Origin of the sequence: Pseudomonas paraglycinae (assembly GCF_021601625.1) — a bacterium.
Classification (GTDB): domain Bacteria; phylum Pseudomonadota; class Gammaproteobacteria; order Pseudomonadales; family Pseudomonadaceae; genus Aquipseudomonas; species Aquipseudomonas paraglycinae.
Map to the genome: position 1 here is coordinate 272,522 of NZ_BQHR01000003.1, position 20,354 is coordinate 292,875.

At 61.3% G+C, this 20,354-nt stretch carries 18 protein-coding genes and 1 riboswitch; of the genes, 8 read left to right on the top strand and 10 right to left on the bottom strand.

Annotated elements, in window-relative coordinates:
* Positions 1 to 15: 15 nt before the first annotated feature.
* The 3 genes from L6D82_RS05915 to ahcY form a co-directional block, all read right to left on the bottom strand.
* A complete protein-coding gene (locus tag L6D82_RS05915) occupies positions 16 to 1,098 on the bottom strand; it encodes a hypothetical protein (protein WP_236188350.1) in 1,083 nt (360 codons plus the stop codon).
* 77 nt (positions 1,099 to 1,175) lie between these two features.
* The gene (metF, locus tag L6D82_RS05920) at positions 1,176 to 2,021 is read right to left on the bottom strand and encodes a methylenetetrahydrofolate reductase [NAD(P)H] (RefSeq protein ID WP_065261847.1); all 846 of its coding nucleotides are present in this window, start codon (positions 2,019 to 2,021) and stop codon (positions 1,176 to 1,178) included.
* 192 nt (positions 2,022 to 2,213) lie between these two features.
* Complete coding sequence (gene ahcY, locus L6D82_RS05925) at positions 2,214 to 3,623, bottom strand: adenosylhomocysteinase (RefSeq protein WP_007961892.1); 1,410 nt, start codon at positions 3,621 to 3,623, stop codon at positions 2,214 to 2,216.
* Positions 3,624 to 3,646: 23 nt separating this feature from the next.
* Positions 3,647 to 3,745: riboswitch (S-adenosyl-L-homocysteine riboswitch) on the bottom strand.
* Between the two features lie 197 nt (positions 3,746 to 3,942).
* Here ahcY and L6D82_RS05930 point away from each other — a divergent pair.
* Together L6D82_RS05930 and L6D82_RS05935 are read left to right on the top strand one after the other, a co-directional pair.
* A complete protein-coding gene (locus L6D82_RS05930; protein ID WP_011336338.1) occupies positions 3,943 to 4,350 on the top strand; it encodes an acyl-CoA thioesterase in 408 nt (135 codons plus the stop codon).
* 73 nt (positions 4,351 to 4,423) lie between these two features.
* Positions 4,424 to 5,311: a formate/nitrite transporter family protein gene (locus L6D82_RS05935; protein WP_102685756.1), complete on the top strand. Its 888-nt coding sequence runs from the start codon at positions 4,424 to 4,426 to the stop codon at positions 5,309 to 5,311.
* Here L6D82_RS05935 and L6D82_RS05940 read toward each other — a convergent pair whose 3' ends face one another.
* Complete coding sequence (locus tag L6D82_RS05940; RefSeq protein WP_085746667.1) at positions 5,312 to 6,577, bottom strand: cation:proton antiporter; 1,266 nt, start codon at positions 6,575 to 6,577, stop codon at positions 5,312 to 5,314.
* Between the two features lie 105 nt (positions 6,578 to 6,682).
* Positions 6,683 to 7,852: an MFS transporter gene (locus L6D82_RS05945; RefSeq protein ID WP_007959692.1), complete on the bottom strand. Its 1,170-nt coding sequence runs from the start codon at positions 7,850 to 7,852 to the stop codon at positions 6,683 to 6,685.
* Positions 7,853 to 8,071: 219 nt separating this feature from the next.
* On the opposite strand from L6D82_RS05945, the gene L6D82_RS05950 reads away from it, so the two are divergent.
* Both L6D82_RS05950 and L6D82_RS05955 read left to right on the top strand, forming a co-directional pair.
* A complete protein-coding gene (locus tag L6D82_RS05950) occupies positions 8,072 to 8,905 on the top strand; it encodes an EamA family transporter (RefSeq protein WP_236188352.1) in 834 nt (277 codons plus the stop codon).
* A 39-nt stretch (positions 8,906 to 8,944) separates the two neighbouring features.
* Positions 8,945 to 9,328, top strand: coding sequence for an MAPEG family protein (locus L6D82_RS05955; RefSeq protein WP_085746665.1), 384 nt, complete (start codon positions 8,945 to 8,947; stop codon positions 9,326 to 9,328).
* A 49-nt stretch (positions 9,329 to 9,377) separates the two neighbouring features.
* Here the strand turns inward: L6D82_RS05955 and mltA are convergent, their stop codons facing one another.
* Positions 9,378 to 10,550 carry a murein transglycosylase A gene (gene mltA, locus L6D82_RS05960; RefSeq protein WP_085746664.1) on the bottom strand — a complete coding sequence of 391 codons (1,173 nt, stop codon included), beginning with the start codon at positions 10,548 to 10,550 and terminating at the stop codon, positions 9,378 to 9,380.
* 128 nt (positions 10,551 to 10,678) lie between these two features.
* On the opposite strand from mltA, the gene L6D82_RS05965 reads away from it, so the two are divergent.
* Positions 10,679 to 11,128, top strand: a complete 450-nt coding sequence (locus tag L6D82_RS05965; RefSeq protein ID WP_007959696.1) for a c-type cytochrome — start codon at positions 10,679 to 10,681, stop codon at positions 11,126 to 11,128.
* Positions 11,129 to 11,169: 41 nt separating this feature from the next.
* On the opposite strand, the gene L6D82_RS05970 is transcribed toward L6D82_RS05965, so the two are convergent.
* From L6D82_RS05970 to L6D82_RS05985, 4 genes are all read right to left on the bottom strand, one after another.
* On the bottom strand, positions 11,170 to 11,565 hold the full coding sequence (locus L6D82_RS05970) for a DUF1090 domain-containing protein (RefSeq protein WP_007959697.1): 396 nt from the start codon (positions 11,563 to 11,565) through the stop codon (positions 11,170 to 11,172).
* A 97-nt stretch (positions 11,566 to 11,662) separates the two neighbouring features.
* Positions 11,663 to 13,339 (bottom strand): NAD-dependent DNA ligase LigB, encoded by a 1,677-nt coding sequence (gene ligB / locus L6D82_RS05975; protein ID WP_236188354.1) that lies wholly within the window; start codon positions 13,337 to 13,339, stop codon positions 11,663 to 11,665.
* Between the two features lie 143 nt (positions 13,340 to 13,482).
* Positions 13,483 to 14,673, bottom strand: a complete 1,191-nt coding sequence (gene metK, locus L6D82_RS05980; protein ID WP_027610621.1) for a methionine adenosyltransferase — start codon at positions 14,671 to 14,673, stop codon at positions 13,483 to 13,485.
* Positions 14,674 to 14,691: 18 nt separating this feature from the next.
* Positions 14,692 to 15,687, bottom strand: a complete 996-nt coding sequence (locus L6D82_RS05985) for an ArsR/SmtB family transcription factor (protein WP_007959700.1) — start codon at positions 15,685 to 15,687, stop codon at positions 14,692 to 14,694.
* A 271-nt stretch (positions 15,688 to 15,958) separates the two neighbouring features.
* Here L6D82_RS05985 and tkt point away from each other — a divergent pair, with 271 nt between their 5' ends.
* The 3 genes from tkt to L6D82_RS06000 all read left to right on the top strand — a co-directional run bounded on the left by tkt (position 15,959) and on the right by L6D82_RS06000 (position 20,336).
* Complete coding sequence (gene tkt, locus L6D82_RS05990; RefSeq protein ID WP_129972218.1) at positions 15,959 to 17,956, top strand: transketolase; 1,998 nt, start codon at positions 15,959 to 15,961, stop codon at positions 17,954 to 17,956.
* Positions 17,957 to 18,107: 151 nt separating this feature from the next.
* Complete coding sequence (gene epd, locus L6D82_RS05995) at positions 18,108 to 19,160, top strand: erythrose-4-phosphate dehydrogenase (RefSeq protein WP_039767974.1); 1,053 nt, start codon at positions 18,108 to 18,110, stop codon at positions 19,158 to 19,160.
* A gap of 12 nt (positions 19,161 to 19,172) precedes the next feature.
* Positions 19,173 to 20,336 carry a phosphoglycerate kinase gene (locus tag L6D82_RS06000; protein WP_011336326.1) on the top strand — a complete coding sequence of 388 codons (1,164 nt, stop codon included), beginning with the start codon at positions 19,173 to 19,175 and terminating at the stop codon, positions 20,334 to 20,336.
* Positions 20,337 to 20,354: the final 18 nt, after the last annotated feature.

Consider the following 20,354-nt stretch of genomic DNA (forward strand, 5'->3'; position numbering starts at 1 on the left):
TTCGATGCGATGCCGCTATTTGCCGGATGAATTGAGCAGGTGCTGATGAATTGTCGTGTAGCGCGAGCCCAGAACCAGTCTGACCAGTCTTCTGCTGAACCATTCTTCCAGCAAATGCTGACAAACTTTCTTGCCAATCCTTTCCTGCTGGTTTTTCAGTGCCTTTTCCCACCACACCGGTGCGCAGGCCTGGTCGAATTCGTTGGGGTGCTTATAGCAACCGTAGAGAATTTCGCGAATGAACTGGCGAAGGTGCGCGGGCAGCATCAGGGTGATGACTTTGTAAAGCATGCGCTGCATACGTGGCGGACGTGGCAGTCGCGCGGAAACGAGACGGGTGTCATCCAGTGCAGCCTGACAGGTCGGGTTGTCGCCATGCTTGGCGACCCAGGCCTGAACCTTGGCCCTGAACAGCTGCTTGCGGCTCCAGTAGTGATGAATCAGCTCCGGACACTTCTTGATGTCCAGTGTGCGATAGGCTGCCACTGACAGGCAGAACTCTTCCAGGGTGTAGGCACCTTGGGCGAGCGGGAACAGCTCGTCGATCAGCGCAATCGAGCGATCAAGCACTTGCGCATCTTGGCGATGCAGGCCGATGACGCCAGAGTTGAGCAGCATCATTTGATCGTCAGCCAGGCCTCTCTCCAGCAGGGTTTTCGACAGAGCGCTGTAGAGCAGGTTTTCCTTGTTGGTGCCGTATTGCAAGTAGTAGTCATTGCACAGCAGCGTGCCGGGTTGCACCCGTTCGAACAGTTTGACTGGCGAGCAATGAAAAAAAGTGTCGGTGTCGATCAGCAAGGCTGTCTCGGACTCTTCGAGCACCGTTCGCAAAGCAACGTGTTTGGTGCGGAAGTGGTAGCCGTGAGGTTCGCTCCAGCGCTGACGGGTGGCAGCATCGAGGGGACGCACTCGTACCGGGAGTTTTTCGTAAGGCTGCGGATTGTCACTGAACACCTGGATATCAATCGTCACATCTGGTGATTCACGAAGCCAGGCCAGGGCACTCGCGATGCTGAACACGGCTTCCTGGTGATAGGTTTCAGAGCCAAAAACCAGGTAGACGAGTTGAGGGCGTGGGTTCGAAGAATCGCAGATCATTGACGACAATATTCCATTGGTACTTTTAAATGTAAAAAGGCCCTCTGAAGAGGGCACTTTTTACTGTCTTGAATCGTTTAGCGCGGCAACTTCAGATTATTCCAGATCGCCAGGCTCGGTTCCGCCTGGTTCATGGAATAGAAGTGCAGGCCAGGCGCGCCGCCTTGCAGCAGGCGTTCGCACATCTCGCTGACGACCTGTTCACCAAAGCGCTGAATGCTCTGGCTGTCATCGCCGTAGGCTTCCAGTTGCTTGCGGATCCAGCGCGGGATTTCCGCACCGCAGGCATCGGAGAAGCGTGCGAGTTTGCTGTAGTTGGTGATTGGCATGATGCCCGGAACGACCGGAATGTCCACGCCCAGCGCCTGCAACCGGTCGACAAAGTAGAAGTAGCTGTCGGCGTTGAAGAAGTACTGGGTGATCGCGCTGTCGGCGCCGGCACGGGCCTTGCGCACGAAGTTGGCGAGATCGTCTTCGTAGTTGCGCGCTTGCGGATGCATCTCCGGGTAGGCGGCGACTTCGATGTGGAAATGATTGCCGGTTTCTTCACGAATGAATTCAACCAGTTCATTGGCGTGACGCAGCTCGCCGCTGGTCATGCCCATGCCGGATGGCAGGTCACCGCGCAGGGCGACGATGCGCTTGATGCCGGCGGCCTTGTACTCGTTCAGCAGGCCGCGCAGGTCGTCCTTGCTGTCGCCGACGCACGACAGGTGCGGGGCGGCGGGGATTTTGACTTCGCTTTCCAGCTGCAGAACGGTGTTCAGCGTGCGGTCACGGGTCGAACCGCCCGCGCCGTAGGTGCAGGAAAAGAAGTCAGGGTTGTAGGTGGCCAACTGACGGGCAGTGGCGAGCAGTTTTTCATGCCCAGCATCGGTCTTGGTCGGGAAGAACTCGAAGCTGTAGCGACGTTCTTGGGACATGGAGGAAGCCTCCAGTTACGAGCGGCAAGCTACAAGCTGCGAGAGAAGCGGAGGTGCGCTGATCTCTCGTGCGTGAAACCTACTGCCTGAAACTGTTCTGAAATAGGGGCAGAGCTCTCAAGCTTCGTACGGCAAGTCCGGCTTTTGACCTTGCTTGCCGCTTGAAGCTTGTAGCTCGCAGCTGCTCTTGTCTTAGTAGCGGTAAGCGTGCGGCTTGAACGGGCCTTCGACGGTCACGCCGATGTAGTCAGCCTGTTGCTTGGTCAGTTGAGTGACCACGCCGCCGAATCCGCGGACCATTTCCAGGGCCACTTCTTCGTCGAGTTTCTTCGGCAGTACTTCAACGGTCAGACGCTCGGCTTTCTGGGCTGGCGACAGGTCGGCGTACTTCTGGCCGAACAGGAAGATCTGCGCCAGAACCTGGTTGGCGAACGAACCGTCCATGATGCGGCTTGGGTGACCGGTGGCATTGCCCAGGTTCACCAGACGGCCTTCCGCCAGCAGGATCAGGTAGTCGTCGTTCTGAGCGTCGAAAGCGCCCGGGCCGGTACGGTGGATCTTGTGTACCTGTGGCTTCACTTCTTCCCATGCCCAGTTCTTGCGCATGAAAGCGGTGTCGATTTCGTTGTCGAAGTGACCGATGTTGCAGACAACGGCGCGCTTCTTCAGGGCTTTGAGCATGTTTGCGTCGCAAACGTTGACGTTACCGGTGGTGGTCACGATCAGGTCGATCTTGCCCAGCAGCGCTTTGTCGATGCTTGCTTCGGTGCCGTCGTTGATACCGTCGATGAACGGCGAAACCAGTTCGAAACCGTCCATGCAGGCTTGCATGGCGCAGATCGGGTCAACTTCGGAAACCTTGACGATCATGCCTTCCTGACGCAGGGACTGGGCCGAGCCCTTGCCCACGTCACCGTAGCCGATGACCAGCGCTTGCTTGCCGGACAGCAGGTGGTCGGTGCCGCGCTTGATGGCGTCGTTCAGGCTGTGTCGGCAGCCGTACTTGTTGTCGTTCTTGGACTTGGTCACCGAGTCGTTGACGTTGATGGCCGGGATTTTCAGCTCGCCTTTGGCCAGCATGTCCAGCAGGCGGTGCACGCCGGTGGTGGTTTCTTCGGTCACGCCGTGAACGCGGTCCAGAACCTGTGGGTATTTCTTGTGCAGCAGCTCGGTCAGGTCGCCGCCGTCGTCGAGGATCATGTTGGCGTCCCATGGCTGGCCATCTTTCAGGATGGTCTGCTCCAGGCACCACTCGTACTCTTCTTCAGTCTCGCCTTTCCAGGCGAATACCGGGATGCCGGCAGCGGCGATGGAAGCGGCGGCCTGATCCTGAGTCGAGAAAATGTTGCAGGACGACCAGCGCACTTCGGCACCCAGGGCAACCAGGGTTTCGATCAGCACGGCGGTCTGAATGGTCATGTGGATGCAGCCGAGGATTTTTGCGCCTTTCAGCGGCTGCTCGGAAGCGTACTTGCGGCGCAGACCCATCAGGGCCGGCATTTCCGACTCGGCGATGATGGTTTCGCGACGGCCCCAGGCAGCCAGGGACATGTCGGCAACTTTGTAATCGTTAAAATCTGCAGGCGTGATAACAGCGCTCATGAAGAGCCTCCATTCGTAATGTATGCGAATGGGCGCCGTTGTGCGTTTAGTGTCCGGCCTGAGCCGGTCAACGCCCCATCCGAGCCTGACAGGTTGAACCTGCTGCAGCGCCCCTCGGACAGGTGGCGGGAAAACGGTAGCAAGTGAAGGTTACCGTTTTGAAACGGGGGCGATTATAGCCGTCTAGACTGATCTTCCAAAGGGTTTCTGTCGGCCAGATGAAGATCGCCAATCGCGACCATAGTAGAAGCCTCATGGAGCATGACCGCTCAGTCTGCCAAGATGGCGCCATCATTCGGCAAGACGCTCAGGAGTGAAGATGAATTTCCACACCCGCAAGTGGGTAAAACCCGAAGACCTCAACCCCAACGGCACCCTGTTCGGCGGCAGCCTGCTGCGCTGGATCGACGAAGAAGCGGCGATCTACGCCATCGTTCAACTGGGCAACCAGCGCGTGGTGACCAAGTACATTTCCGAGATCAACTTTGTCAGCGCCTCGCGCCAGGGCGACATCATCGAACTGGGCATCACCGCCACCGAGTTCGGCCGCACCTCGATCACCCTGACCTGCGAAGTGCGCAACAAGATCACCCGCAAGAGCATCCTGACCGTCGAGAAGATGGTCTTCGTCAACCTCGGCGAAGACGGCTTGCCGGCGCCGCACGGGCGAACCGAGATCAGGTATGTCAAAGACCAGTTCAAGGATGACGTGCCCGTTACCGAGTAATCGCGTCACACCGGCGAACGGAAGCCGAGCGGCGCGTGTCGTAGCCTTATGACCCCGCCACCGGTTTCCCGCCATGACCACACCTACAGACGGCAAGACCCCCGATCTCTCGGCCAAGGAACAGCACGAAGTCGAGAAAAACCAGCCGCCCCGCGCGGCGGTTCTGCATGAAATCATCCGCAAACAGGGCGACCAGGAACTGGAGCGCAGCATCGCTGCGCTGTGGTGGTCGGCGCTCGCGGCCGGGCTGACCATGGGCCTGTCGCTGATGGGCATGGGCCTGCTCAACTCGCGTCTGCCCGAGGGCGACGAATTCAAGGTGATCGCCAGCTTCGGCTACTGCGCGGGTTTTCTCGCGGTGATCCTCGCCCGCCAGCAACTGTTCACCGAAAACACCCTGACCGCCGTGCTGCCCGTGATGACTAAACCGACCCTGGCCAATTTCGGTCGGTTGATCCGGCTCTGGACAGTGGTGCTGTTCGGCAACCTGTGCGGGACGATTCTGGTGGCGTACGTGATGCTCGAACTGCCGATCTTCGACAGCAAGACCGACGAGGCCTTCCTCGAAATCGGCCGCAAGGTCATGGAGAACCACGCGAGTCAGATGTTTGCCAAGGGCATCGTTTCCGGCTGGATGATCGCCACCATGGTCTGGATGATTCCGTCCATGGAGAGCGCGAAGATGTGGATCATCATCCTCATCACCTATCTGATGGCATTGGGCGATTTCACTCACATCGTGGTGGGGTCGGCGGAGGTGTCGTATCTGGTGTTTGCCGGCGAGTTGCCGTGGAGTGATTTCTGGGCGGTGTTTGCCGGGCCGACCCTGGCGGGGAACATCATCGGCGGCAGTTTCATCTTCGCCCTGATCAGTCATGCGCAGATCCGCAGTGAAAGCGGCGCTCCGAAAGAGTCTGCGGATCAGGCCGAAAAGCCCGATCCGCAGCAGATCAAGAAATGATCAATGGTGCACGGGCTCGGCAGCGCTCGCCGGCTCGTCGCGCGTTGCGTGCTTGACCAGTTTGCCGATGGTCAGGCCCTGCAACAGGATCGATGACAGCACCACGATGTAAGTGATGCTCAGCAGCAGATCGCGCTCTGGGCCCAGCGGCAGGGCCAGTGCCAGTGCCACCGAAACTCCGCCGCGCAAACCACCCCAGGTAAGGATCCGGATAGTGCCGCGCGGCACGGTGCGCCAGCGGCGCAACAGGACGATGGCCGGGGCCACGGTGAGCAGGCGCGACAGCAGAATCGCCAGCGCCAGCAGACTTGCTGCCGCCACGTGCAACCAGTTGAACGGCAGCAGCAACAGCTCCATCCCGATCAGCGCGAACAGCAGCGCGTTGAGCATGTCGTCGAGCAATTCCCAGAAACCGTCCAGGTATTTGCGCGTCATGTCGTTCATCGCCAGGTTGCGACCGAGGTTACCGATGATCAGACCGGCGACCACCATCGCAATCGGTGCCGAGACGTGCAGCTCGGTGGCCATCGCCGAACCGCCAATCACCAGCGCCAAAGTCAGCATGACTTCGATCTGGTGCTGCTCGATGCTTTTGATCATCAGGTACACCAGATAACCGATCAGCCCGCCGAACAGCACGCCGCCGATGGCTTCGTGGGCAAACAGCATGGCCGTGGCGCCGACGGTCGGGGTTTCGCCCAATTGCGCGATGCCCAGCAGCACGGTGAACACCACCACGGCGGTGCCGTCGTTGAACAGCGATTCGCCGACGATGGTGGTCTTCAGCGGCTTCGAGGCATTGGCCGTACGCAGCACGCCGAGTACCGCGATCGGGTCGGTCGGGGAAATCAGCGCGCCGAACAACAGGCAGTAGAGGAAGCTCACGTGCCAGCCGAACAGGGCAAAAATGTAATAGGCGAGGCTGCCGATCACGGCGGTGGCGATCAGTACGCCGAAGGTCGCCAGCAGGCCGATGGGCCAGCGGTAGCTGCGCAGGTCGTTGAGGTTCACGTGCAACGCACCGGCGAACAGCAGGAACGAGAGCATCCAGTTCATCAGCAGATCGCCGAAGTCGATCTGGCCGATCAATTGCTGCACGCGCTCTTCGAGGCCGGGGTAGCCGAGCAGGCTCAGGCCTTGCAGCAACAGGGAAAACATCAGTGCGGTAACCATCACGCCGATGGTCGGAGGCAGGCCGATGAAGCGGAAATTCACAAAGGTGAGGAGGGTGGTGAGGCAGATGAAAGCGGCGACGAGTTCAAGCATCCGGGGTCCTTTGGATGGGGGTGGAAAGACAGCGCGCCCGTTCATGGACGCAAGGGTTGGATGGGCTGACGCCGGGTGGGGACACAATTGTGTCCCCCGGGAAAATCAGCCGGACACATTGACCGCAGCGACACCCCGACGTTGCAGGTAGATGAAAAACAGCGCCGTCAGCACGGTCAGCACACCCACCAGCGCGCCCGTCCAAGGCAAGTCCGCCAGGTCCGCGCCGCTGGCCACCACCAGCCCGCCAATCCAAGCACCGGCGGCATTGCCGAGGTTGAACGCGCTCTGGTTCAGGGTCGAACCGAGGTTCGGTGCTTCATGCGCCTGATCGATGATCAGCAGTTGCAGGATCGGGCACAGGGCGAAGGCAAAAATCCCCCACAGCACCAGCGTGATCGCCGCCGGAACCACCGAGCGACTGGTCTGGCTGAACGCCGCCAGAATCACTACCACCGCCAGTGCGACACCCACCAGCGACGGCAACAGACGGCTGTCGGCCAGGCGCCCGCCGAGCATGCTGCCGCCGGTCAGACCGACGCCGAACAACAGCAGCATCACCGTCACGCCGTGAGGGCTGACGCCGGTGATGTCCTGCAGAATCGGCGCGATGTAGGTGAACACGCTGAACAGACTGGTGGACGCCAGCACGCTCATGCCCAGCGCCAGCAACACGTTGACCTTGCCCAGCACCTTGAACTCGCTGGCGAGGTTGGCCTTGTCCATCGGGATGTGTTTCGGCAACCACAGCCATTGGGCGAGGGCGGCGATCACACCGATCACCGAGACCGCCCAGAAGGTCGAGCGCCAGCCGGCGTACTGGCCGAGCGCAGTGCCCAGCGGTACGCCGAGAACGTTGGCCAGGGTCAGACCGGTGAACATCATCGCAATCGCCTGCGCCCGTTTGTTCGGCGCGACCAGCCCGGCGGCCACCACCGAACCGATGCCGAAGAACGCGCCGTGGCACAGCGCGGTGACCACTCGCGCGGCCATCAGCGTTGCGTAGTTCGGCGCCAGTGCGCACAGCACGTTGCCGAGGATGAACATCAGCGTCATGCCCAGCAACGTGGCCTTGCGCGGCATGTTGGCGGTGCCGATCGCCAGGATCGGCGCACCGAACACTACGCCCAGGGCGTAGCCAGTGATCAACAGGCCAGCGTGGGGAATGCTCACCGCGAGGTCGCGGGCGACATCGGGCAGCAGGCCCATGATGACGAATTCAGTGGTGCCGATGCCGAAAGCGGCAACAGCGAGTGCAAGCAAGGCGAGTGGCATGCGCAAGGTCTCTGTCGGTAGTCTTGACGCTTTGATCAGGCATACGCAGGCCGGCGACCGGTCTCGGACGAGAACGGGGCAGGCAGGAATTATTGGAATTTATCTGTGCGCAACTGAGTGCGGCGTGGTCGCTTGCAGTATAAACAGCTGCTGACACATCGCGAATCAATAATCTGACTAATTGGCTCAGGCTCAACAACAAGAATCAAGGAGTGGCACGTGCTGGCGACAGCTCTGGTGTTGGTGGCGGCGCTGTTGCACGCAGCGTGGAATACGTTGATCAAGTTCAGCGCCGAGCGGCTGCTGGTGGTGGCCTGCATGGACACCGTGGCGCTGTTGTGCGTCGCGCTGGCGTTCCCTTTCATCAGCCTGCCACCGCCGGAAATCTGGCCTTGGATTCTGGCGTCGGCGGCGTTCGAACTGCTCTATCGTTATTTGCTGATCCAGGCCTATCGGGTCGGCGATCTGGGGCTGGTCTATCCGTTGATGCGCGGACTGTCGCCGCTGGTGGTGCTGGCGCTGACCCTGATCTTCGCCGGTGAAGTGCTGACCACCCAGCAGATCTTCGGGATCATGCTGATCCCGCTGGGCATGGCTTGCCTGCTCTGGCAGGGCGGCGGCGGGAAACACTTGCCGTGGTCGATGCTGCCGGTGGTGGCGCTGATCGGCTTGTGCATCGGTTGCTACACCTACATCGATGGCCAGGCGCTGCGGCGCTGGTCGCATCCGCTGGATTACCTGGTCTGGGTCACGCTGCTCAGTGCCTGGCCTTTCCCGATGCTGGCGTGGGTGGCCAAGCGTCCGGCGTTCAAGCTGTTCTGGCGCGAGCAATGGAAGCTGGGACTGGCGGTCGGGTTCTGCGTGTTGTTCAGCTACGCTCTGGTGCTGTGGGCGATGCAGTTGGGCTCGATTGCCGAAGCGGCGGCGTTGCGTGAAATCAGCGTGATTCTGGTGGTGCTGTTCGGTATGCGTTACCTGAAAGAACCTTTCGGCCGGCCGCGGCTCTTAGCCTGTGGGCTGGTGCTGATCGGCATGCTGGTGATGAAGTTCTGAGCGCCCGGCAACTCTAAAACTCGAAAGAAGGACGGTGTTATGACGGTGGCTTTGTGGTGTGTGTTGATCGCGATCTTTCTGCCCTATCTGTGCACCGTCGTGGCCAAGGCCTCGGGTGGTTTCAGACTGCGGGACAATCATGATCCCCGGGACTTTCTGGACAGCGTGGATGGCGTAGCGCGCCGTGCCCATGCGGCGCAACTGAACAGTTTTGAAGTGACCCCGGCGTTTGCGGCGGCGGTGATCGTCGCGCACCTGGTGGGCACGGCAGAGCTGGTGACGGTCAATGTGCTGGCGGTGCTGTTCATCACCAGTCGCCTGCTTTACATCATTTGCTATCTGGCGGACTGGGCGGCTTTGCGCTCGTTGGTCTGGTTTGTCGGGATGGTGCTGATTGCCAGCTTCTTCTTCGTTTCGGTCTGAACCTGAAAAGATCGCAGGCTGACGAGGCCTGCGATCTTTTGCATTGTACTTACGGCTTGTCGGCCACCTGCGGTACTTGCGGCAGTGCCGCGCCTTTTGGCCAGAGCATCCAGATCTGCCCTTGCTGCTTCATGTCGCCGGCCAGTTGCCCGGCGGCATCGCCGGTGCCCCAGAACAGATCCGCACGAACTTCGCCGGCAATCGCGCCGCCGGTGTCCTGCGCAGCGACCGGGCGTACCAGCGCCGTGCCGTCCGGGCGGGTGGTCGAGAGCCACAACAGGCTGCCCAGCGGAATCACCTTGCGGTCCACAGCCGCGCTGTAACCGGCGGTCAGCGGCACGTTCAGCGAGCCGCGCGGGCCTTCGTTGCTGTCCGGGTTGCGGGTGAAGAACACGTAGCTCGGATTGCTCGCCAGCAGTTCCGGAATGCGCGACGGGTTGGCCTTGGCCCAGTTGCTGATCGCGCCCATGGTCACTTCTTCTTTTTTCAGCTCGCCCTGTTCCACCAGCCAGCGGCCGATCGGCCGGTACGGATGACCGTTCTGGTCGGCGTAGGCGATGCGCAGCTGGCGACCGTCATCGGTCTGGATCCGCCCCGAACCCTGAATCTGCAGGAATTGCAGGTTCATCGGGTCGGTCAGCCACGCCACGACCGGCGCCTTGACGCCCTGGCTCTCGATGGTCGCCGCGTCGTCGTAAGGCTTCAGCACACGACCTTCGAGGCGGCCGCGCAGGCGCTTGCCTTTGAGTTCAGGGTAAATGCTGTCCAGCGAGACTATGATCATGTCCTCGGGCACGCCATACACCGGCACGTTGGCGGTGGCGGTTTGCGTCAGGCTGCCGGGATAGACCGGTTCGTAATAGCCGGTGATCAGACCGTTGGGGTTGTCGTTCTCGGCGCGAAGGCCGAAGACGTCGAGGTTCTGCTTGAGGAACGTGCGAATGTCGCCGGCTTTTTGCGGCACGTTGGCGGCTGCCGCACAGGTCGCGCCCCAGACCGGGTCAGCCTTGAGCCGGGTGCAGGCGCTGCGCCACGAACCGAAACCGGCCACCAGGTCGCTATCGGACACCGCAGGCAATGCTTCCCAGGTGGCGCTGGAGTACGTGGCCAGGGCGTGGGTTTTCGGCTTGGCGCTGTCGCCACCGGTGCAGCCGGCGAGGATCGCCAGCAGCGGGAGGGTCGCGATGAGCGGATGACGCCAGGCCTTGAAACGGCTGTTCATGGAGAATTTCCTGTGCCGGTTGCAGAAGTGCTCCATGCGCTCAAGCAACCCTTATTGTTAATAGGGCTATTGGTGTTTGGCGGTGACCCGAGGATACTGGCCGCCGATTTCCGTGACCTGAAGCCACCATGACTCTTAAAAGAATTTCTGTTGTATTGCTGGCCTGTCTGACCTTGTCCGCCTGTGGCGGTGTCGACCCGAATTCCCCGCTGGGTCAGCGCAAGGCGATCTTCAAGCAGATGCTCAAGACCGGCGAAGACCTGGGCGGCATGCTGCGCGGACGCATCGCCTTCGACGGGCCGAAATTTGCGGAAGGTGCGGTCAAGCTCGATGCGTTGTCCCATGAGCCGTGGAAACATTTCCCGCAGGTGCGTGAGGAAGATCACACCAGCGCCAAGGACGATGTCTGGCAGAAACAGGCCCGCTTCCAGGAAATGGCCCGCACCCTTGAAGCGGCCACCGGTGAACTGGTGATCGCCAGCAAGGTTCAACCTTACAAGGCCAGCAACCTGGGGCCGGCCGTGCAGAAAGTCGAAGATGCCTGCAGTGCCTGCCATAAAGAGTTTCGCGACCACTGATGTTCAAGGGATCACGGTTTTTGGCTGTGATCCCGGCTTTCTTACTTGTCGAGTTCGTCCAGCGCGTCCTGCAATTCCTTGCGCGATTCGGCGAGCTTGTTCTTGCGCTTGTCGATCTTCTCCGGATCGCCTTTCTTCATGGCCTTGTCCAGATCAGCCTGACGCTTGCTCACTTCGTGCTTGGCGTCGAGCACCTTGTTTTCGCGTTCTTTCTTCAGGCCGGCGTCGGTGCAGTGCTCGGTGACTTCGCGCAGGGCGGTTTCGAGGCCGGCCTGCTGGTCGGCGTTGCCGCGGGACTTGGCCTGTTCGATCTGGTTGATGATGCCCTGCTTCTTGGCGGCACAACCGGTCAGGCCCGGCGCGTCTTCGTCGGCCATCACGGGGGCGGCGAGGACTGCGCAGAACGACAGCAGGGCGAGCGGTGCGAGAAATTTCATAAAAGCTCCATGTGCAAAGGCAATCGGGTCGGTAAAGCACTGCGCTGTTGGAGCGCTCCGGCGGACTTGGGTTCCCGGTGGGCCGGGGATTGCGTGTTCAGAAGCCGTCGACGCCGGCGGCTTGCAGGGTTTCACTCAGGGCCAGTACCTGCGGGTCGCGAAAAAAGGCGCTCAATTGCGCCGCGCGACCCGGGCCTATCCCGGCTTCTGCCTGCCATTGTTCGGTGTTGCGTTGTGCCAGCGCCTGCCATGAATCGGCGAGTGTTGCCTGACCGGTCGGCGGCAGCCCCAGGGCTTTGAGCCACTGCAGGAACGGCCGTTGGCGGGCGCTGTGAAAACTGTGCAGCAGGCGGGCACTGCTGCGCTCGCCGAGACCGGCAATGTTAGCAAGCTCCGGCCCGTCGAGGGTCAACCAATCCAGCAGGCTGTTCAGGCGGCCTGTTTCCAGAAGTTTCTCCCAGGTGCCGCGACCGACATGCGGTAGGGCGAGACCTTGCTTGCCGCTCAGCCAGGTGAGGCGTGCGAGGAACTGGCTTTCGCAGCCTAGCGTCGGTTGCCAGCAGCTCAGGGCGTGAAAGTCGCTGGCGAGCGGAACGTTCAGATCCGCGCGTTCGGTACTGCGCAGCACCACGCTGTCGAGACGCGGAATCGTCAGCCCGGCCAGGCTGATTGCGACCTGATCGCCGGGGCGAATGTCCAGTTCCTGCCAGCGTCTGAGCGAACTGACGCTGACTCGTTTGATCTGCCGGTCATAGAGCATCACTGGCGACAGTTCCAGTACTGGCGTAATGCGCCCGGTGCGGCCGATCTTGAAGTTCACCTTGCGCACATCAGCCAGTGCCTGGGCGAAAGGGTATTTCCAGGCGACGGCCCAGTAGGGCGGACGAGCCTGCCAGCGTTCGGCGGGCGGTCGCAGGCTCTGGCGCAGAACCACTCCGTCCGTGGCGAATGGCAATGGCGAGCGATACCAGTGATCGCGCCAGTGTTGCGCTTCGTTCAGGCTGGCGACGGCCTGGCTGTAGGGCTCGGTGGTGGGAAAACCGAACTGCGTCAGCGCCGCGATTCGCTCCGGCAAGTCCTTCGGCCCTTGCGGCCAGTCCCAGACAAACAGCCCGATGCCGGCAGCGTGTTCCGCGTCGAGATCCTTGCGCCCCAGCAGCCCGGCCACGGTGGCGCGGGCGTTGGCGCTGCCGGCAAGTGCCTGCGTATGGCCGTTCAAGCGCCAGTAGAGTTCGCCTTGCACCAGCAAATCTGCCGATTGCGTCAGCTGTTGCGGAATGGCTCCGATCTTTTTTGCAGATGCCGTCCAGTCCTGCCCGCGAACGCCATCCCCGCGACTGATCGCCTGATGCAATCGGCCGTCGCGATAGATCAGGGTGACCGCCACGCCATCGACCTTGGGTTGCACCCATACGTTTTGGCGGTCGCGCAGCCAGGTCGCGATATCCGCCGCGTCATGAAGTTTGTCCAGGCCAGTGTGAGCGACCGGGTGCGCAACCGGGCCGGATGCGGTGCGCAACGGCTCGGGCGGTGAAGGAAGTTTGAAGCACCGGCGCCATTGGTTCAGGCGCAGGCGGGACTGATCGTAGAGCTCATCGGCGATCACCGAGCGGTCTTCGCGATGATAGGCGTCGTCCCAGCGGTCGATCTGTTGCTGCAGGGCGACGACTTCGCTCGAAGCCCGGGCGGCGGTCCAGTCGGGGCAGTCGGCAGCGAAGGTGTTGAGGTGGAAAAACGGCAGGAAAAACAGAAACAGGCGCAGTGTGGCAAGCATTGTGAGCGTCCTTGCTCAGGGAGATACCTGAAGGCTAGCCGGGATTTTGAAGTGGGCCGGGCGGCTGTTTTGCCGGTTGTTTCGCGGCCATGAAAAAGCCCCGCACGGCGAACCGTGCGGGGCTTCTCGTACCGCCAGGAAAATTACAGGCCGGCAGCGGAACGCAGAGCGTCGGCGCGGTCGGTTTTTTCCCAGGTGAACGTGGAGAAGGTGTCTTCGCCAACAGTCTTGGTCTGCGGAGCACGGCCGAAGTGGCCGTAGGCTGCGGTTTCCTGGTACATCGGGTGCAGCAGGTCCAGCATGGTGGTGATCGCGTATGGACGCAGGTCGAACACTTCGCGGACCAGTTTGATGATCTTGTCATCGCTGATCTTGCCGGTGCCGAAGGTGTTCAGCGAGATCGAAGTAGGCTGGGCCACACCGATCGCGTAGGAAACCTGGATCTCGCAACGCTCGGCCAGGCCGGCAGCCACGATGTTCTTGGCAACATAACGGCCAGCGTAGGCAGCCGAACGGTCAACCTTGGATGGATCTTTACCGGAGAACGCGCCACCGCCGTGACGGGCCATGCCGCCGTAGCTGTCGACGATGATCTTGCGACCGGTCAGACCGCAGTCACCTACCGGGCCGCCAATGATGAACTGGCCGGTCGGGTTGATGTGGAACTGGGTGTCCTTGCTCAGCAGTTCGGCAGGCAGCACGTGCTTGACGATCAGCTCCATCACGCCTTCGCGCAGGTCTTTGTACGACACTTCAGGGTTGTGCTGGGTCGACAGAACAACAGCGTCGATACCCACAACCTTGCCGCCTTCGTAACGGCAGGTCACTTGGGACTTGGCGTCCGGACGCAGCCAAGGCAGCAGACCCGATTTACGGGCTTCGGCCTGACGCTGAACCAGCTGGTGCGAGAAGGTGATCGGTGCCGGCATCAGCACGTCGGTTTCGTTGCTGGCGTAACCGAACATCAGGCCCTGGTCGCCGGCGCCCTGATCTTCAGGCTTGGCACGGTCAACGCCCTGGTTGATGTCAGGGGACTGCTTGCCGATGATGTTCATCACGCCGCAGGTAGCGCCGTCGAAGCCGACTTCGGAGCTGGTGTAACCGATGTCGCAGATCACGTCACGAACGATCTGCTCCAGGTCGACCCAGGCGCTGGTGGTCACTTCACCGGCAACGATGGCCACGCCAGTCTTGACCAGGGTTTCCACGGCAACGCGTGCGTGCTTGTCCTGGGCGATGATGGCGTCCAGCACTGCATCGGAAATCTGGTCGGCGATTTTGTCCGGATGTCCTTCAGACACGGACTCGGAGGTGAAGAGGGAGTATTCGCTCATCTCGATGTTTTCCTGAATTTACCGATGGTGAGTGTCGCCAGCCGGTCGCTGAAAATGGCGGACCTGGATCTGGAAACCATTACGTAAGCCTACATAGAGGCTTTCCCCGGGAACGAGTCCCGCAGCGGTGGCCCAACGGGCCAGATCGTCCTGTTCAAACCCCAACCACAGATCACCGCAGGCCTCCCTGGCCCAACTCTGGTTGTGGCTACATAACTCTGTCACGAGCAGGCTACCGCCCGGTTGCAGCAGGCTGGCCATGTGCTTGAGCGCTTCGGCCGGCGCGGCGAAATGGTGCAACACCATGTTCAACACCACGCAATCGGCCTGAAGGCTCACGCCATTCAATGCATCGGCCAATTGCAGGCTGACGTTAGCCAGCTGTTCACGTTCACATACCTGACGGGCCAGTTCGAGCATCGCCGCGCTGTTGTCCAGTGCGGTTACGGTGCCGAAGCGACGCGCCAGTTCCGGCAGGAAAGCTCCATCGCCGGGGCCGACTTCAATGGCCGTGGCAGCGCCATTGAAGTTCAGTTTGTCGAGCAGGGCCAGCACGCTTTCACGGTACTGCGGCAGGCCGGCAATCAAATCCTGCTGGGCGCGGAATTTCTCTGCGACCCGGGCGAAAAAGTCCTGGCTGTTGGCCGCACGTTGCCCGTGAACCTGTGCGATCCGGGTTTCCACGTCAGCCGGCAGCGCCAGATTGTCGACTTCTTCTAACAATGCCGCGTGCAACTTGCCGCCCAGCAACTCGGTGTGGGGCAGGGCGCGGCGATAGAACACCGCATTGCCTTCGCGGCGAGTCGCCACCAGATCCGCCTGCGCCAGAACTTTAAGGTGATGGCTCATGCCGGACTGGCCGATATCGAAAATCTGCGCCAGTTCCAGTACGCCGAACGAGTCGTTGGCCAGGGCGCGCAATACATTCAGCCGCAGCGGATCGCCGCCGGCCTTGCACAGGGCCGCCAGCTCGTCGCAATCGTCATGGCGAATGGAAGGCACGCGTAAGTTCATAGGGCCGGCAGTCTAGTGACGGCCTGAAGGCATCGCAAGGTCTATATCAAAAAGTTTTGATATTGCTCGATGGATGGCGCATTCGATTGCACTTCTCACCGCCCGGTTAACTCTACAAACGAACAGCGGAAAGGTTTCACCAACCGAAACCGGTGTTATCCATTGGAAAAACGCCTCCGGATGACTATCTGTCATTGCCCCGAGGCGCTCGGGTGAGGGAAAATGCCCTCCTTTTTTCCGTTTCAATCTATTCACACCCAGGAGATCAGCGATGCCTAGCCGTCGTGAGCGTGCCAACGCCATTCGTGCCCTCAGCATGGATGCCGTGCAAAAAGCCAACAGCGGCCATCCCGGTGCCCCTATGGGTATGGCAGATATCGCCGAAGTGCTTTGGCGCGACTACCTCAAGCACAACCCGAGCAATCCATCGTTCGCCGACCGTGACCGCTTCGTGCTGTCCAACGGCCACGGCTCGATGTTGATCTACTCGCTGCTGCACCTGACCGGCTACGACCTGTCGATCGACGACCTGAAGCAATTCCGTCAACTGCACAGCCGTACCCCGGGCCACCCGGAATTCGGTTACACCCCGGGCGTTGAAACCACCACCGGCCCGCTGGGTCAGGGCCTGGCCAACGCCGTGGGCTTCGCCCTGGCAGAAAAAGTACTGGGCGCGCAGTTCAACCGTCCTGGCCACAACATCGTCGACCACCACACCTACGTGTTCCTGGGTGATGGCTGCATGATGGAAGGCATTTCCCACGAAGTCGCTTCCCTGGCCGGCACTCTGGGCTTGGGCAAGCTGATCGCCTTCTACGATGACAACGGCATCTCCATCGACGGCGAAGTCGAAGGCTGGTTCACCGACGACACGCCGAAGCGTTTCGAATCGTACAACTGGCAAGTGATCCGCAACGTCGACGGTCACGACCCGGAAGAGATCAAGACCGCCATCGAGACCGCTCGCAAGAGCCCGTTGCCGACCCTGATCTGCTGCAAGACCACCATCGGTTTCGGTTCGCCGAACAAGCAAGGCAAGGAAGATTGCCACGGCGCCCCGCTGGGTGACGCGGAAATCGCCCTGACCCGTCAGGCGCTGAACTGGAACCACGGCCCGTTCGAAATCCCGGCCGACATCTATGCCGAGTGGGATGCCAAGGAAAAAGGCCGCGCCGCCGAAGCCGAGTGGGATCAGCGTTTCGCTGCCTACTCCGCCGCGTTCCCGGCCGAAGCCAACGAACTGATCCGTCGCCTGAGCGGCGAACTGCCGGCCGACTTCTCCGAGAAGGCCGATGCCTACATCGCCGACGTTGCCGCCAAAGGCGAAACCATCGCCAGCCGTAAAGCCAGCCAGAACGCCCTGAACGCGTTCGGCCCGCTGCTGCCGGAAGTGCTGGGCGGTTCGGCTGACCTGGCCGGTTCCAACCTGACCCTGTGGAAAGGCTGCAAAGGCGTCAGCGCCGAAGACGCCAGCGGCAACTACATGTACTACGGCGTGCGCGAGTTCGGCATGACCGCCATCATGAACGGCGTTGCCCTGCACGGCGGTCTGGTGCCTTACGGCGCGACCTTCCTGATGTTCATGGAATACGCCCGCAACGCAGTGCGCATGTCCGCTCTGATGAAGCAGCGTGTGATCCACGTCTACACCCACGACTCCATCGGTCTGGGCGAAGACGGCCCGACGCACCAGCCGATCGAGCAACTGACCAGCCTGCGCAGCACGCCGAACCTCGACACCTGGCGTCCAGCCGATGCCGTTGAATCGGCCGTGGCCTGGAAAAACGCTCTGGAGCGCAAGGACGGCCCGTCGGCGCTGATCTTCTCGCGTCAGAACCTGCAGCACCAAACCCGTGATGCCGGCCAGATCGCCGACATCCGTCGTGGTGGTTACGTGCTGAAGGACTGCGCAGGCGAGCCTGAGCTGATCCTGATCGCGACCGGTTCGGAAGTCGGTCTGGCCGTTCAGGCCTACGACAAACTCACCGAGCAGGGCCGCAAGGTGCGCGTGGTTTCCATGCCATGCACCAGCGCGTTCGACGCTCAGGACGCCAGCTACAAGCAATCGGTCCTGCCGTTGCAGGTTGGCGCACGTATCGCGATCGAAGCGGCCCACGCCGACTTCTGGTTCAAGTACGTGGGTCTGGAAGGTCGCGTGATCGGCATGACCACCTACGGCGAATCGGCTCCGGCTTCGGCACTGTTCGAAGAGTTCGGCTTCACCCTGGAAAACATCCTGGGTCAGGCTGAAGAGCTGCTGGAAGACTGATCCAGATCAGGTGTCGTCTTAACTGACGCCATCGCGGGCAAGCCCGCTCCCACATGGGCGATGTAGATCCCTGTGGGAGCGGGCTTGCCCGCGATGGCGGTCGGTCAGGCAACATCGCTTTGACTGATACACCACGGTAATCGAGAACCCCATGCCTCAACCGCGTCCCTACAAAGTTGCACTCAACGGCTACGGCCGGATTGGTCGTTGCGTCTTGCGTGCGTTGTTCGAGCGAGGCGAGAAGGCCGGGTTTGAGATTGTCGCGATCAACGATCTGGCCGACATGGCCAGCATCGAATACCTGACACGCTTCGACTCCACTCACGGCCGGTTTCCGGGCGAGGTGAAGGTCGACGGCGATTGTCTGCATATTAATGGCGACTGCGTGAAGGTCCTGCGCAGTGCCACTCCCGAAGGCATCGATTGGGCGTCGCTGGGCGTCGATCTGGTGCTCGAATGCTCCGGCGCCTGGCACACCCGCGCAGACGGCCAGCGTTTCCTCGACGCCGGCGCGCCGCGTGTGCTGTTTTCGCAGCCGATGGCCAGCGAGGCGGATGTCGACGCCACCATCGTTTACGGCGTCAATCAGGATTGCCTGACCGGCGACGAACTGCTGGTGTCCAACGCCTCCTGCACCACCAACTGCGGCGTGCCGCTGTTGCGTCTGCTGGATCAGGCGGTCGGCCTGGATTACGTGTCGATCACCACGATTCACTCGGCGATGAACGATCAGCCGGTGATCGACGCCTATCACCACGAAGACCTGCGCCGCACCCGTTCGGCGTTCCAGTCGGTGATCCCGGTGTCCACCGGTCTGGCGCGTGGTATCGAGCGCCTGCTGCCGGAACTTGCCGGGCGAATTCAGGCCAAAGCCGTACGCGTGCCGACGGTCAACGTGTCCTGCCTCGACATCACGATGCAGACCGCGAGCGACACCGACGCCGGCGAGGTCAACCGGATCCTGCGCGACGCCGCCACCAGCGGCCCGCTCAAAGGTCTGTTGGCCTACACCGAATTGCCTCACGCAAGCTGTGATTTCAACCATGACCCACATTCGGCCATCGTCGATGCCAGTCAGACCCGCGTTTCCGGCCCACGGCTGGTGAACATCCTGGCCTGGTTCGACAACGAATGGGGTTTTGCCAACCGAATGCTGGATGTTGCAGAACACTATCTGCAAACAGCGACTTCAAAAAAACCGTAGGAAGTGCGACCCATGACCGTGTTGAAGATGTCCGACCTCGATCTGCAAGGTAAGCGCGTATTGATCCGCGAAGACCTCAACGTCCCAGTCAAGGACGGTGTTGTCACCAGCGATGCGCGTATCCTGGCTTCGCTGCCGACCATCAAGCTGGCCCTGGAAAAAGGCGCGGCCGTGATGGTCTGCTCGCACCTGGGTCGTCCGACCGAAGGCGAATTCTCCGCCGAGAACAGCCTCAAGCCAGTTGCCGACTACCTGAGCAAGGCTCTGGGTCGTGAAGTGCCGCTGGTGGCCGACTACCTGGGCGGCGTTGACGTCAAGGCCGGCGACATCGTGCTGTTCGAAAACGTGCGCTTCAACAAGGGCGAGAAAAAGAACGCCGACGAACTGGCCCAGCAATACGCTGCCCTGTGCGACGTGTTCGTGATGGACGCTTTCGGCACCGCTCACCGCGCCGAAGGTTCGACCCACGGCGTCGCCAAGTTCGCCAAGGTCGCCGCTGCCGGCCCGCTGCTGGCTGCTGAGCTGGACGCGCTGGGCAAAGCCCTGGGCGCCCCGGCCAAGCCGATGGCGGCCATCGTTGCCGGTTCCAAGGTCTCGACCAAACTCGACGTCCTGAACAGCCTGAGCCAGATCTGCGATCAACTGATCGTCGGCGGCGGCATCGCCAACACCTTCCTCGCTGCGGCCGGTCACCCGGTTGGCAAGTCGCTGTACGAGCCGGACCTGCTGGACACCGCTCGCGCCATCGCCGCCAAGGTCAGCGTGCCGCTGCCGGTCGACGTGGTGGTTGCCAAGGAATTCGCTGAAAGCGCTGAAGCGACCGTGAAACTGATCGCAGACGTCGCTGCCGACGACATGATCCTCGATATCGGCCCGCAAACCGCGGCCAACTTCGCCGAACTGCTGAAGTCGTCGAAAACCATCCTGTGGAACGGCCCGGTCGGCGTGTTCGAATTCGACCAGTTCGGCAACGGCACCAAAGTGCTGGCCGAAGCCATCGCCGAAAGCGCGGCGTTCTCGATTGCCGGCGGTGGCGACACCCTGGCGGCCATCGATAAATATGGCGTGGCTGAAAAGATCTCCTACATTTCCACCGGCGGTGGCGCGTTCCTCGAATTCGTCGAAGGCAAGGTGCTGCCGGCCGTTGAAGTCCTGGAAAGCCGGGCCAAGGCCTGAGGCCGCCCGATTGGCCAG